This is a genomic window from Algoriphagus terrigena DSM 22685, from assembly GCF_000429445.1.
Classification (GTDB): Bacteria; Bacteroidota; Bacteroidia; order Cytophagales; family Cyclobacteriaceae; genus Algoriphagus; species Algoriphagus terrigena.
The window spans coordinates 1-14,057 of sequence record NZ_AUBW01000017.1; the positions used below are offsets into that span (position 1 = coordinate 1).

The window sequence follows — 14,057 nt, forward strand, 5'->3', positions numbered from 1 at the left end:
CGTATGGCGCTCATAACCCGAGGCCCAGTTGGGCTGAACAGTCTTTACTTTTCCGTCGGAGGCTTTGATTCGAGGGAGCCGACACTTGATGTAAGTCCTATATTGCATCGTGTCCAAATGCCTCCAAGAACGCTCCGGCGCATAATCATAAACCTTGCAGAACTCTCCGGATCCAGCGTCTTCCAATTGATCCAACACACAAACAACCTGTATGTAGATCTCCTCCTTTGTTAAATCCGAATCTACAGATTCAACTATCCAACCGTCTTCCAGATCAAGCAGCTTTGTGAAAAAATTCTCTGTGAACATCTTTTTGCCTAAAGATACCATTTCCATTAAATTCGTGGTAGAACCATAAACATTTGAATATCATAAACTTTAAAATCCAAACAATTCAAACTTCCCCCGTTAATTAAATCATGAATTTTACTTTCTAAAAAATCCTTGCTTACAAGGTCTGATTCAGATAATTCAGAATCCTTATTCAACCTGAATTTCCTATCCTCTTCAGAAATAACCAAATGCTTTGTTTCAGCTTTAAAAATCAATTCAATTCCATACTTATCTGATTTTTTTATTGGAATATTATGAAAGGATATGTTTTCTGAATGGATAATGTTTGTATAATGATTCGAGAAATATTTGGACAACACTGAATCTTTAATATTCATTGGTTTTGCAAAAAATGTGCCTTCTGAAGTTTCAATTAAAATTTTTAAAGAATACTTTTTAATTAAATTTGGAATTTTAATTATATTCATATTCATACTATAAAAAATTGACTGTTCCAATTTCTTCCTATAATACTCAAAAGGCTTTAATGTCACAGGATTGCCAGTGAAATCATCTAATAATAAAAAATTATTATATCCTATTTTTAGATATATTTTAAATAAAATAGCACTCTTATCCTTTTTGTTTTCAACAATATATTCTGAAATTTCATATCCATTAGAATCAAAATTATCCGACAATAAATATGAAAAGCCAAAATTATTTCCGGTTTTAAGCAAAATTGCTAATCTCGCATAATAGGCTGCAATTATCGAAAAAATAAGGGCAAAAAACGATAGAGGATCATTTTTAAAGAGATAGAAACATTGAATTAAAAATTCTTTTATCTGCTCCATAGATTAAACATTCAACGCCTCCCAAAGTATCTCCACCGGATGCTTGGCTTTGCGGCCCGTGCCGTCTGCAATCTGGTGGCGGCAAGACGTGCCGGGAGCGGCGATCAGGGTATCGGCTTCTGCTTTTCGCACCGCCGGAAACAACACGAGCTCTCCTACCTGTTGCGAAACTTCGTAGTGTTCCACCTCATAGCCAAAGCTTCCCGCCATGCCGCAGCACCCGCTCGGAATGGTTTCAACGGTGTAGTTTTCAGGTAGGGAAAGTAATTTTTGAGTCCAGGTCAAGGAAGAAAGCGCCTTTTGATGGCAGTGTCCGTGGAGTTTGATCTTCTGCGGTTTGGTAGTAAAAGACTCGGACTTGATATGTCCAGCGGCTGCCTCCTGAGCCAAAAACTCGTCAATCAGCTTGACGTGAAATTTGAGTTTCTTCGCATCCTCTACCAGTTCAGGCCCCACGATTCGAGGATATTCATCCCGGAAAGACAAGATCGCTGAAGGTTCAATGCCGATCAGCGGTGTATTTCCGTTGATCAGCTTTCCGAAGATTCGGACGTTGGCTTCGGCGTGTTTTTTCGCCTTCGGCAAAAGTCCCTTCGAAAGCGCCGAGCGACCACTTTCTTCATGATCCACGATCATGACTTCATAGCCCAGTTTTTTCAAAAGAGAGATTGCTTTGATCCCGATCTGGGTGTCGTTGTGGTTGGTGAATTCATCCACAAAGAAATAGACCGACTTGATCGGCAAGTTTGCTCCGGGTAGCGTTTCGTAGTTTCTTTTGTACCACTTCCGAAGACTGAGCGGGCTGATTTCCGGCAGGTTTCGCTCAGGGGCTACATCCAGAAAAGACTTCATCAGCCCTCCCGTTAAGGAATTATTCAGGAAGAAATTGGCAACACCAGGCACCAGAGATCCCAGTTCGTTCAGTTCATTGATGTAAGCGAAGGCCTTGGATCTCAAAGGGACGCCGTTGGCTTTCTGATATTGATAGAGAAACTCGGCCTTCATGCTGGCCATGTCGACATTGGAAGGACATTCGGCCGTGCAGCCTTTACAGCTCAGGCAGAGATCCATCGCTTCCTTGATCTCCGGATGGTCAAAGGCATTTTCCTTGTTGTCCAAGGTCAAAAACTCCCGAAGGGTATTGGCCCGGCCACGCACTGCGTCCCGCTCGTTTCGCGTCGCCATGTAAGACGGACACATCGTCCCGCCAGATCCCGGCAACTTGCGGCAATCGCCCGAACCGTTGCATTTCTCAGCCAAGCGGAGAATCCCGCCCACTGATGAAAAGTCAATCATGGTCTCATGCTCCGGAGTTTTCATACCCGGCTCATAGCGCAGGAATTTATTCATCGGAGCGGCATCGACGATCTTGCCCGGGTTGAAGATATTTTTCGGATCCCAGGTGAATTTGATCCTGCGGAAAAGCTCGTAGTTCTTTTCCCCAACCATCAACGGAATGAAAGCAGCACGAACCCGTCCGTCTCCGTGCTCGCCACTCAAGGAGCCTTGATACTTTTTGACCAACTGGGCAGAGGCCAGCGAGATTCGGTAAAACTCCTCCACATCCTCGGCTTCTTTCAAATTCAAGATCGGACGAAGGTGAATCTCACCGGCTCCGGCATGCGCATAGTGAACTGGCTTTTGGTTAAAACCAGCCATCATCGCATCCACCTCGTCGATGTAGTCCGCCAAATCCTCAATGTCCACAGCCGTATCCTCGATACATGCCACAGCCTTCGGATCGCCGGGTATATTTCCCAAAAGTCCCAAACCGGCAGCACGAAGTGCCCACGCAGAGGTCACCATGGCCGGCTCAATGATGGGGAAAGCGTAACCATAGCCAGCCGCTTTAAGATCTGCGATTAAAGCCTCTCCCTTGCCCATCGCCTCTTCGAGGGTCTTGCCGCGAAACTCAATCATCAAAATCGCCTCGGGATCACCCTCAACGAAGTACCGGTTTTTGCTGTATTCGATGCTTTCTTTGGTGCAGTCCAGGATGATTTTGTCCATCAACTCCACCGCGGTGGTTGGATGCTTCATCGCCACTTGGGCCGATTTCATGCTTTCGTGGATACTTACAAAATGCGCGGCCACGACGATTTCGATTGGGTCGGGAAGCGGATCAAGGCTTATTTTGATTTCAGTTGTGAAAGCCAAGGTCCCTTCCGAACCTGTCAAAAGCCTACAGAAATTGAATTTCTCTTTCCCTTCAAAGAGCTCCGCCTTCATCAATTCATCCACGGCATAGCCAGTATTGCGGCGATGGATGGACTTCTTGGGAAACTGCGCGTGAATCTCCTCCCGGATTTCCGGATTGTTGAGTTCGTCAAAAAGCTGTCTATAAATCTGTCCCTCGAGATCGGTTTGCCCGCATTTCCGGTCAAAATCATCCTGGGAAATCTCTCCAAAAACCACCTCGCTGCCATCGCTTAGAATCGTATTCAGAGAAATCACTTTGTCGCGCGTGACGCCATACACGATGGATGTGGTGCCGGAGGAATTATTTCCCACCATTCCACCGATCATCGCACGGTTGGCGGTGGAAGTGATCGGGCTGAAGAAAAGCCCGTGAGGTTTCAGAAAGCGGTTGAGTTCGTCGCGCACCACACCCGGCTGCACGCGTACCCAGCGCTCCTCCTTGTTGAATTCAAGGATCTGGGTAAAAGTCTTTGAGACGTCTACCACGATTCCGTTGCCGACACATTGCCCGGCAAGTGACGTTCCCGCTGTTCTGGGGATGAGCGAAGTGCCATTTTCAGAAGCAAAGCGGATCAGCTTTTGGATATCCGAGACCGATTGGGGAAAAGCCACCGCCAGAGGCATCTCACGATAGACGGACGCGTCGGTGGCATAAAGGGTCTTGGTCAATCGATCCACCTGAAGCGCTCCTTCGAGCTGGGTGGACAGGGTCTGCAACAGGGGCAATAGGTTAGGCTGACTTGAACTCATGCCCAAAAATAGCTTTCCCGATCAGATTAAGGAAAAGTCGCGGGAAAAGAATTTTTTTTCGACTTTTCCGGCAAGACCAAGGATTAAATTGGAGTCCGTCGCGATTCATCTATGCTTTTTTTGGTTTGAAAGTAGTCCTTGTGCCAGTAAATTGGGTTTGAAGAGGGAGAATGACTTGTTCTTTTCCGGACAAATCATCGGTCTTCCAAGAGGATTTTCTCACCGGGAGCAGTTGCCGGTTCCAGATCTGAATTTGCGAGTCTGCAGGACGTTGTTGATTCTTTTTTTAAAAGAATCCTTTCTTAAAATGCATCTCGGGACAGTTGAATTGATTAAAGATTCTATTTTAGAAAATCACCCCCAAAAAGTCTGAAGAGGTATTTAGGCCAAAGAGTAAAGGCTATGAAAAAACAACTGGGTCAATTCGCTACCGTGCTGGTTTTTGGCATATTTCTCTTCCCATCCTGTGAAGAAGGGGGAAGCGGTGCCGAAAATCAAAAAATTCCCAAGGAAGTCAGTTTCAATTTCGATATCCGTCCGATTCTTTCTGACAATTGTTTTGCCTGTCACGGTCCGGATGCCAACAAACGGGAAGCAGGCTTGCGACTCGACATCGCGGAGGAGGCCTACAAGGCGCTGAAGGAAACCAAAGGTGCACATGGCTGGGTGCCGGGCAAGCCGGCTGAATCCGAAGCGTACAGGAGGATTACATCCGAAGATCCGAGTATCATGATGCCCCCGCCGGAATCCAACTTGAAACTAACCGATCGGGAAATCCGCCTGATCGAAAAGTGGATCAGCCAAGGTGCCGAGTACGAAAAACACTGGGCCTTTGTCCCGCCAACGCTGCGTGAGCTTCCAGAGGTAGACAATGAAGACTGGCCAAGAAATGAAGTGGATTATTTCATCTTGGCAAAGCAGGAAGAATCAGGCCTCAAGCCCAATGCCGAAGCTGATAAAGAATCCCTTCTGAAAAGAGCAAGTTTGGATCTGACGGGCTTGCCTCCGACTTTGGAGATGATGGACGCCTTCCTCGCCGATGATGCACCTGATGCCTATGAAAAGGCCGTCGATCGGCTGCTGGCAAGCCCGGCTTATGGGGAAAAGATGGCGGTTTATTGGATGGACATTGCCCGGTTTGCCGACTCTCATGGATTTCAGGATGATAGCTACCGAAGTCAGTGGCCCTGGAGGGATTGGGTAATCCATGCTTTCAACGAAAACATGCCTTACGACCAGTTTATTACCTGGCAGCTGGCAGGCGACCTGATCCCCAATGCCACCAAAGAACAACTGTTAGCGACAGGCTTCAACCGAAACCACAAGATCACGGAAGAGGGCGGCGTCGTGGATGAGGAATATCGGGTGATGTACGTGACCGATCGAACCAATACCGTCGGCAAATCCCTCATGGGAATCACCATGGAGTGTGCTGCCTGTCACGACCACAAATATGATCCTATTTCCCAAAAGGAATATTATTCGTTTTATTCCTTTTTCAACAACATCAAGGAGAAAGGAATTGAATCCACCGTCGGCGGTCCGGAGACTTATGCCAAGCGCCCGATGATGCAAATCAGCAATGCTGACGTAGACTCCATCCTGACCTTTATCAATAAAAAAGACACGCTGGACCTGATAGTCTCCGTCATGGGAGAACTCGACTCTATTCGACCGAGCTTTGTCCTTGAGCGCGGCGTTTACGATCAGCCCAGAGACCCGGTGACTGTCAAGACACCCGAATCGATTCTTTCTTTCGGTCCCGAATTTGAAAAAAACAGGCTTGGATTAAGCAAGTGGATGTTTAGCAAAAAAAATCCGCTTACCTCAAGAGTCTTCGTCAATCAGATCTGGCAAGAGATCTTTGGAAGAGGGATCGTGAGCACTCCCGGAGACTTTGGAATGCAGGGAGCCTTGCCTACCCATCCGGAATTGCTGGACTGGCTGTCGGCAGATCTGATGGACAATGGCTGGGACGTAAAGCGACTTGTCAAGCAAATGGTCACTTCGGCCACCTACCGCCAGTCCGCTGTCGTCAGCAAAAAGCAATTGGAAAGAGATCCTGACAACCTCTTGCTGAGCCGAGCGCCGCGTCATCGACTCAAGGCAGAATTCATCCGTGACCTGATCCTCGCAAGCAGTGGTCTGCTCAATCGGGAAATCGGCGGACCGAGCGTGAAACCCTATCAACCAGCCGGACTTTGGGAGGGCGCGACCTCAGGCAGAGGGATCTTGTCAACCTACAAGCAGGATCACCATGAGAAGCTTTACCGCCGGGGGTTGTACAATTTTATCAAGCGGACTGTCCCTCCTCCAGCGATGACCATCTTCGACGGCAGCAATCGGGATCAGTGTGAGGTTCAAAGATCCATCACTAATACTCCACTCCAGGCTCTGGTGATGCTCAATGATCCCACCATGCTGGAGGCTAGTCGGGTTTTGGCGGGAAAGCTACTCCAAGAGTCTGGTGATTCGGAGGCACACATCCGCAAGGCGTTTCGCATCATCGTCTGTCGAAACCCCAGCGACCAAGAGGTAGCGATTCTCAAAAAATACTACGACGGAAGACTCCAAGTCTTGAATGACGAAGCTGCCAAAGAACTCTTGGCGGTAGGAGAATATCCAAGTCCTGTCGGGCTGGACACCGTGGAGTTAGCCTCTATGATGCAGGTGATTGCCAGCATTTATAATCTCGAAGAAACCATCTCCAAGACCTGATATGGATAAGAATATTTTCGAATATCGCCTAAACATCAACCGAAGAAGGTTTTTGTCCCAGTTGAGTATGGGAGTGGGCAGTGTAGCCCTGGGCTCGCTGCTGATGCCGGACTTGTTCAAAGGAACCGGAAGTGTGGATGCGGATATGGTTCCCGGGTTGAGGGATTTTGCCCCCAAAGCCAAGCGGGTGATCTATCTCTTTCAAAACGGCGCGCCCTCTCAGATTGAGACTTTTGACCACAAGCCCAAGCTGAAAGAGATGTTTGGACAGGAGCTCCCCGATTCAGTCCGGGGAGGTCAGCGATTAACCGGTATGACGGCCAATCAGTCCTCTTTTCCCCTGATCGGCTCCTTTACCGACTTTAAGCAGTACGGACAATCCGGCGCTTGGATCAGTGATCTGATGCCATATACTGCCAAAATCGTTGACGATCTATGCATCGTTCGGTCCATGCACACCGAGGCGATCAACCATGATCCGGCACTGACCTTTTTCCAAACGGGAGCGCAACAGGGCAACCGCCCGAGTATGGGAGCTTGGCTGAGCTATGGACTGGGCAGCGAAAACCAAAATTTACCGGCTTTCACCGTCTTGCTTTCCCGGGGAATTGGCAATGGGCAAGGGGTTTATTCCAAGCTTTGGACCAATGGTTTTCTGGATTCTGTACATCAGGGAGTGCAATTCAGCAGCGGAGAAGATCCGGTTCTTTATCTCAAAGATCCCAAAGGACTCAGCCGTGATGAGCGGAGAGTCATGTTGGATAATATCTCCGAACTGAATCATCTGTCCTATGAGAAGTTTGGCGACCCTGAGATCAACGCCAAAATCCAGCAATATGAAATGGCTTACCGGATGCAGACGACCGTGCCGGAGATCATGGACTTGAACAAAGAACCTGACTCGATCATCAAACTATACGGACCAGATTGTCTGGTTCCGGGGACTTATGCTGCCAATTGTCTTTTGGCCCGAAAGCTCTCCGAAAGCGGGGTTCGGTTCGTGCAGTTGTATCATCAGGGATGGGATCAGCATGGAAACTTGCCTTATGAAATCACCCATCAGGCCAAGGATACCGATCAGGCCTCGGCGGCTTTGGTGACTGACCTGAAGCAACGTGGCCTATTGGACGAAACTTTGGTGATCTGGGGAGGGGAATTTGGCCGGACCAACTATAGTCAGGGAAAACTTGACCCCAAGGACTACGGACGTGATCATCACCCCCGCTGCTTCAGTATCTGGATGGCCGGCGGAGGAGTGAAGCCCGGACTGGTCTATGGCGAAACAGACGAATTGGGATACAATGTGGCCAAAGATCCCGTCCACATCCACGACTTTCAGGCCACGGTGCTAAACTTGATGGGCCTCGATCATGAAAAACTGATCTACAAGCACCTGGGCAGAAGATTCAGATTGACTGATGTCTCCGGCCAAGTCGTCAAAGGTCTTATTTCTTAAAAAACGACACTTAACAATAACCCGAACCAACCCATGAAAAGCAGAATTGTCAGCATTTCAGAGACGATCCTATTTGCTGGAAATATCCTGTTGCTTTTCCTCCTACTCTTTGAGTCGCATCTGAGCATTCCCCAGTGGCTGCAACCCATCGGACGGATGCATCCCATGATCCTCCATTTCCCGATTGCGCTGTTGCTTCTGGCATTTTTGCTGGAGTTTTTCCGCTTTCGCCCGGAGCTCAAGACACAATCCTTTTTTCACAAATTCACCCGTCAACTGCTTTTATTTGCCGTTCTGACGGGCCTGGTCACCGCAATCATGGGCCTGTTTTTGGCACAGGAGGAAGGATATTCTGGTCAGTTGTTGGATTGGCACAAATGGTCCGGCGCAGGCATGGTTTTCCTGGCATCGATCCTTTATGCATTTAGAAACCACCGATGGTATCGCGAAGGAATCGCCAAAGTCGGAATTGGGATTACTACACTTACGCTGGTTTTGGCGGGACATTTCGGAGCGTCGCTAACTCATGGCGAGACGTTTATTTTCGATCCTATTTTAGCTTCCAACGTAGAAGTCGTTCCTTTCGAAGAAGCCGAGGTCTTCAATCATCTGATCCTTCCTGTCTTGGAGAAAAAGTGCAACTCCTGCCACAATGCTTCCAAAGCCAAGGGCGAACTGGACATGAGCAGCATGCAGGCTCTGCTCAAAGGGGGTGAAAACGGGGTGATTTTCGTCGGAGGAAACCCCGAAGAAAGCTCCCTCATTGAGCGAATTCATCTGGAGGAAGAAAACGAAGATCACATGCCGCCTGTCGAGAAGCCTCAGTTGACCGCCGGCGAAAAGGCCTTACTGCTGCAATGGGTCAAATCAAACCTCGAACCGGACACAAAAGTCGCATCACTTCCACAGGCAGATTCCTTGAGGGTTCTTGCCATGAATTTTCTGGACAATGACTCCGATGAGCCTGTTTTTGAATTTGCGGCAGCCAATCCCAAAACCGTTCAAAATCTGAATAATTCCTACCGATCCGTGATCTCCTTGGCCAGAAATTCCCCGGCGTTGGATGTGGCGCTTTTCAGTCCGTCAAACTATAAACCGGCCTCGCTCGAAGAACTCACCTCGGTGAAAGAACAAGTCGTAGGGTTGAACTTGAACAAAATGCCGGTCTCCGATCAGGATCTGAAGACAGTGGCAAGCTTGGAAAACCTGATCAGGCTCAATCTGAATTACACCGAAATCACCTCAGCAGGTCTGCAGGAATTGATTAAGCTTAAAAATCTCCGCCACCTTTCTCTCTCCGGGACAGCCGTGGACTTTGCTGCTTTGCAGGTCTTGGGAAAGAACTTCGCAAGCTTGCGGACAGTGACCGTCTGGGATACTCCGATAACTCATTCGGAGTTGAAAACTCTCAGAAAAGAATATCCTAAAATCACGTGGGTTTCGGGAAGAGAAGATCTCGAAGCTGATACTTTGCAACTGAATTTGCCCAAACTGGCTAATACCTCCAATATTTTCAAAGATACGCTGGCACTCAAGCTGGGCCACCCGATCCGGGAAGTGGAGATTCGCTTTACCTTGGATGGGACAGAACCCAATCGGGAGAATTCGCCTGAGTTTGTCTTTGGAGAAACCCTCCTGACCGAGGGAAAAATGATTAAAGCCCGCGCTTACAAGGAGGGTTGGAATGCCAGTGAAGTGGCCACTTTCGATGTGTACAGAAATCACTTCAGCCCTGATACCGTGATGATCTTGAGCCGAATGAGCAAAGTCCACCCAGCCAATGGGTCTAAAACATTCTTCGACAAAGAGCTCGGAACCTACAATGCCAACAGCCCCGCTTGGGCTAACAATTGGGCCGGTTTCCGTGGAAATGACATGGAACTTCTATTGGAATATGGCGAAGAAATCCAGACCAGCTCGCTCAGCATGCGAGTCTTGGTAGAGCCCAACAATGTGATCTTCCCACCTGAATCCATTGAAATCTGGGGTGGAGATGATCCGGAGTCCTTAACATTGGTCGGCAAGATGAAACCCAGCCTGCCTACTCAAGGCGGCGAACCCTACATCGAACTGGTCACTTGCACATTCAAACCCTTCACGGGAAAATACCTAAAAGTAGTAGCCAAGCCCGTAGAAAAAATCGCGAATTGGAGTAGTCAAAAGGGCAGGCAGGCGCTTTTGTTGGTAGATGAGCTGTTCGTGAATTGAGCCACCCACAGGGAAATGCAGCTACGGGGTGGCAGATTGTTAAGTTCTACTGAAAGACAATTCCCTCACTCTTGAGTTCAGGTTTTGAATCAAGACGAATTTCCTCCTTTCTTTGCCCCCAAACCACAATCGTCTCATGTTTTTCTATCTCTCCCAGTTTCTGAGTTTTTTGGCCATGCCGCTGACGATCATCCTGATTTTGATCATTGGTGGAGCCATTTTTCTCAGAAAAAAATGGGGCAAAAAAAGTCTCTGGACCGGGATTTTCCTCCTGCTTTTTTTCACAAACCCTTTTCTCTCCAATCTGGCTTTATTGGCTTGGGAGCCAGAATTCAAGGATTTTAAGGAAATCGAAAACCACGAAATCGGAATTGTCCTTACAGGAGTGACCAACCTAAGCAAGACCGCGTACGACAGGACTTTTTTCAACAAAGGAGCAGATCGGATCACCCACGCCCTCCAGCTCTATCGCATGGGCAAGATCAAAAAAATCTTCATCACCGGAGGCCAGGGCCTCAATCCCGTCAATCCGCAAAGCGAAGCGGAGCTGCTCCAGCGTTTTCTTTTGATGACAGGCGTCCCCGAATCAGACGTTTTGATTGAGGATCAAAGCAAAAACACCGCGCAAAATGCCGCTTTTACCAAGGCCTTTCTTAAACAACGGAACATCTCCACAGACCAGGAATTTATCTTGATCACCTCCGCTTTTCACATGTCTCGGGCGAAGGGATGTTTTGACAAAGCCGGTCTGAAAACACAGACATTTCCGGTAGATTACTATTCCCACGACATCAAATACGACATTCCCTCGCTGATTTATCCAGCTGCGAACTCCCTGACTTTTTGGGACAAACTGATTAAAGAGTGGCTGGGGATTGCGATGTACAAAGTCGCTGGATATATTTAGGGGTAACTTTTAACCTCACTGAGATGAAATTCGGAGCCGTCGACAACCCAGAAGCCATAGATTTTACCCTCCCGGCAGACCATCCTGACACGAAAAAGACACTGGCTGAGTACAAGTCGGCTAAGGGCGAATTTGAGGTATTTGTAGGCTGCGCAAAGTGGAACAAGGCCGATCTGAAAGGGTTTTATCCCAAAGGAACCAAAGATGAGCTGAGCTACTATTCTCAGCAGTTTAACTCGATTGAGCTCAACTCCACACATTATGGAGTTCCAAAAAATGAGCAAGTAGTTGTCTGGAAACAAAAAACTCCGGCTGACTTTAAGTTTTTCCCAAAAATCCCCCAGACGATCAGCCATTTCAAGCGCCTGATCGAGGTCAAAGAGGAAGTGGAAAATTTCGTGGCAACCATGAGCCATCTGGACGAAAAACTCGGAATGATCTTTCTCCAAGTTCATGAGAATTTCCAACCCAAGGACATGAGCCGGATGGAGCGGTTCGTCTCCGAATTCCCGAAAAGCGCTCATTTGGCCATCGAAGTTAGGAACCAAGCATGGTTTGAAGGCAAAGCCGCTGACGATTTTTACAAGATCCTTCAGAACTACCACGTCTCCAACATCATCGTGGATACCGCCGGCCGACGGGACATGCTTCACATGCGCCTGTCGAGTGAAGAGGCTTTCGTGCGCTTTGTCGGCGCAAATGCGCCCAGCGACTACACCAGATTGGACGAATGGGTGGATCGCATCGAATCGTGGAAAGAACAGGGACTTCAAAAACTCTATTTCTTCGTTCATCAAAATATCGAAGAGGCGTCCCCACTCCTTTCTGCCCATTTTATCGAGAGATTGAATGGCAGATTAGGACTGAACCTGCGGATTCCAAACGACCCGTCGAACCGACTTCTGTAAGCCTAGACCAGCAAAGTCTTCTTGATTGACTCGCTAAGCTTGGACTCTACCTTGGCTTCCTCGGCAAATTCCGACCATCTCCCAACAGCAAGTCTTGCTTGACTGATCTTGTCCAGCGGTTTTTTGATGTTCATCTTTCGAGCTACTTCCAGAAAGTCATCATCGCTTATCGCGTCTCTTTTTCCGTTGACGGTGAGTGACTGGGCACTCACCCAAAGACTGCCCGGACGATAGGCGTGACAAATGTCATAAGCCGGTGAAAGCGCCCATTTGCCGTCTTTTTTCATAAGAAAAGCAAAGTTCTTGGTATGGTCGTCGCAGTTTCTGGCGAGCACGTTGAACACCATCCTCAAATACATCTGCTCGGCATCCGGATAGGGCAAGCGAAGCATTCGCATCGTCTCGAAGACCTGTTCGTAGCTATAGTATCCCACCTGGTTGAAGTCAAAATGCCTGAGTCCGCAGAGACTCTGCATGTGGATTTTCTCCCCGTCATCGGTTCGGTCAAAGCGCTTGGTCATAAAGTGCGCCCGTCCGTTTTCCTCCAAAATCCTGCACTCGTTCATCTCGATTCCCGCGACCTGGGCCATCAGGTAGTAGGCCATTTCTACTCTGCCGTAGCCTGCCGTGGCTCCAAACTGTGAGTCATGCACTCCGTCAAACTTGATGATCCATTGGAAAAAACCCACCGGAGCTTTGACCTGACCACTTTTCACTTCGCCAGTTTTAGGGTTAAAGGCTATCACTGCCTTCGCCCTTGCTCCGCCTGCTGAGGTTCCGATCTTGAGAATATCCGCCAGAGCCGATTCTTCGTCTTTTGACAGATCACTCACAAAGCCTTCCTTGGAATTAAGCACTTTGGCAGCAATATCCACCAGGCTCTCTATCTCCAGCGAACTTGCCCGGGTAGCCTCCTGACGCAGCGAAGGCCTAATCTCCAAAGCCCCCACGCCTCTCTTACCAATAAAACAAAGCAATTCAACCGGGTTCAGACTGTCGGCAGGTCGACCATTTTGTACCAGCCAGGCATTGATCAGCTGGTTGCCGTACTTGTCAGGAAGCATGTCAGCCAGCAATCCAGGCAAACCTTTGAATGTATCAAAAGCATCTCCCCTCCCACGCCGGGTCTCCGGAAATGAGTACAGCCGCTTGCCCTGAGCCAAAGGCATCAAAACAGGTGAAATATCCCATCCCGACCGCAAAAACCCGCTATCAAACTCAAAACTTGCCAGCTGCTGGCTCTCATCCCATAGCACCGCTCCAGCCAGCTTATCCCAGAGCCATATCTCTGCCGCGACTACCATTCTGACGGGGGAGGCTCAGCAGCCCTGTCAGCATTGCGAACCCGCTGACGCTCGTGCTTCTTTTGGAGCTTGATATACTCGATGGGACTGATCTGCTGCCGAATCTCAAAGATTTCCAAGATCTGCAGCTCATCCAACACCCGCAAAACCTGAATCAGTGTGATCAGATTCACCTTCTCCCCCCGCTCTAGCAAACTGAGCGTAGACCGGCTGATCCCTGCCTCATACGCCAGTGTATCTTGGGTCTTCTGACGGTCAATCCGCTTCTTTTTGATGAAGTCTCCGATCATACGGAGAATAGCAATATCCGAAAGCTGTGTTATATTCATGACTCAAATATCATTCAATATATCCAAATATAGACTTATTGAATGGAAATTCATACAAAAATAAATAATTTTAAAGAATTATAAATCACTCATTAAATCATGAAAACTAAATTAGTGAATGATTTATAATTCATTAATTTCACATACT

General features: G+C 48.2%; 9 protein-coding genes and 1 pseudogene. 5 read left to right on the forward strand and 5 right to left on the reverse strand.

Going from position 1 to position 14,057, the window contains the following annotated elements; genetic code table 11:
* The 3 genes and pseudogenes from G459_RS27710 to G459_RS0115535 form a co-directional block, all read right to left on the reverse strand.
* Positions 1 to 336: pseudogene (locus tag G459_RS27710) on the reverse strand (transposase family protein); the annotation flags it as partial.
* Entirely contained in the window at positions 336 to 1,130 is a 795-nt protein-coding gene (locus tag G459_RS0115530; protein ID WP_026968459.1) for a hypothetical protein, read from the reverse strand. The pseudogene G459_RS27710 and the gene G459_RS0115530, both read right to left, overlap by 1 nt.
* A gap of 3 nt (positions 1,131 to 1,133) precedes the next feature.
* Entirely contained in the window at positions 1,134 to 4,079 is a 2,946-nt protein-coding gene (locus tag G459_RS0115535) for an FAD-binding and (Fe-S)-binding domain-containing protein (RefSeq protein ID WP_026968460.1), read from the reverse strand.
* A gap of 402 nt (positions 4,080 to 4,481) precedes the next feature.
* Between G459_RS0115535 and G459_RS0115545 the strand changes: the two genes are divergently transcribed.
* The 5 genes from G459_RS0115545 (at position 4,482) to G459_RS0115565 (ending at position 12,276) form a co-directional block, all read left to right on the forward strand.
* Positions 4,482 to 6,797, forward strand: coding sequence for a PSD1 and planctomycete cytochrome C domain-containing protein (locus G459_RS0115545; RefSeq protein WP_026968462.1), 2,316 nt, complete (start codon positions 4,482 to 4,484; stop codon positions 6,795 to 6,797).
* 1 nt (position 6,798) lies between these two features.
* Complete coding sequence (locus tag G459_RS0115550; RefSeq protein ID WP_026968463.1) at positions 6,799 to 8,253, forward strand: DUF1501 domain-containing protein; 1,455 nt, start codon at positions 6,799 to 6,801, stop codon at positions 8,251 to 8,253.
* Positions 8,254 to 8,286: 33 nt separating this feature from the next.
* The gene (locus tag G459_RS0115555; RefSeq protein WP_026968464.1) at positions 8,287 to 10,461 is read left to right on the forward strand and encodes a c-type cytochrome domain-containing protein; all 2,175 of its coding nucleotides are present in this window, start codon (positions 8,287 to 8,289) and stop codon (positions 10,459 to 10,461) included.
* A 136-nt stretch (positions 10,462 to 10,597) separates the two neighbouring features.
* Positions 10,598 to 11,368: a YdcF family protein gene (locus G459_RS0115560; protein ID WP_026968465.1), complete on the forward strand. Its 771-nt coding sequence runs from the start codon at positions 10,598 to 10,600 to the stop codon at positions 11,366 to 11,368.
* A 23-nt stretch (positions 11,369 to 11,391) separates the two neighbouring features.
* Complete coding sequence (locus G459_RS0115565) at positions 11,392 to 12,276, forward strand: DUF72 domain-containing protein (protein ID WP_026968466.1); 885 nt, start codon at positions 11,392 to 11,394, stop codon at positions 12,274 to 12,276.
* Between the two features lie 2 nt (positions 12,277 to 12,278).
* Here G459_RS0115565 and G459_RS0115570 read toward each other — a convergent pair whose 3' ends face one another.
* Positions 12,279 to 13,580 carry a type II toxin-antitoxin system HipA family toxin gene (locus tag G459_RS0115570; protein WP_026968467.1) on the reverse strand — a complete coding sequence of 434 codons (1,302 nt, stop codon included), beginning with the start codon at positions 13,578 to 13,580 and terminating at the stop codon, positions 12,279 to 12,281.
* The gene (locus tag G459_RS0115575) at positions 13,574 to 13,909 is read right to left on the reverse strand and encodes a helix-turn-helix domain-containing protein (RefSeq protein ID WP_026968468.1); all 336 of its coding nucleotides are present in this window, start codon (positions 13,907 to 13,909) and stop codon (positions 13,574 to 13,576) included. Before G459_RS0115575 ends, G459_RS0115570 begins: the two co-directional genes overlap by 7 nt.
* Positions 13,910 to 14,057 lie beyond the last annotated feature (148 nt).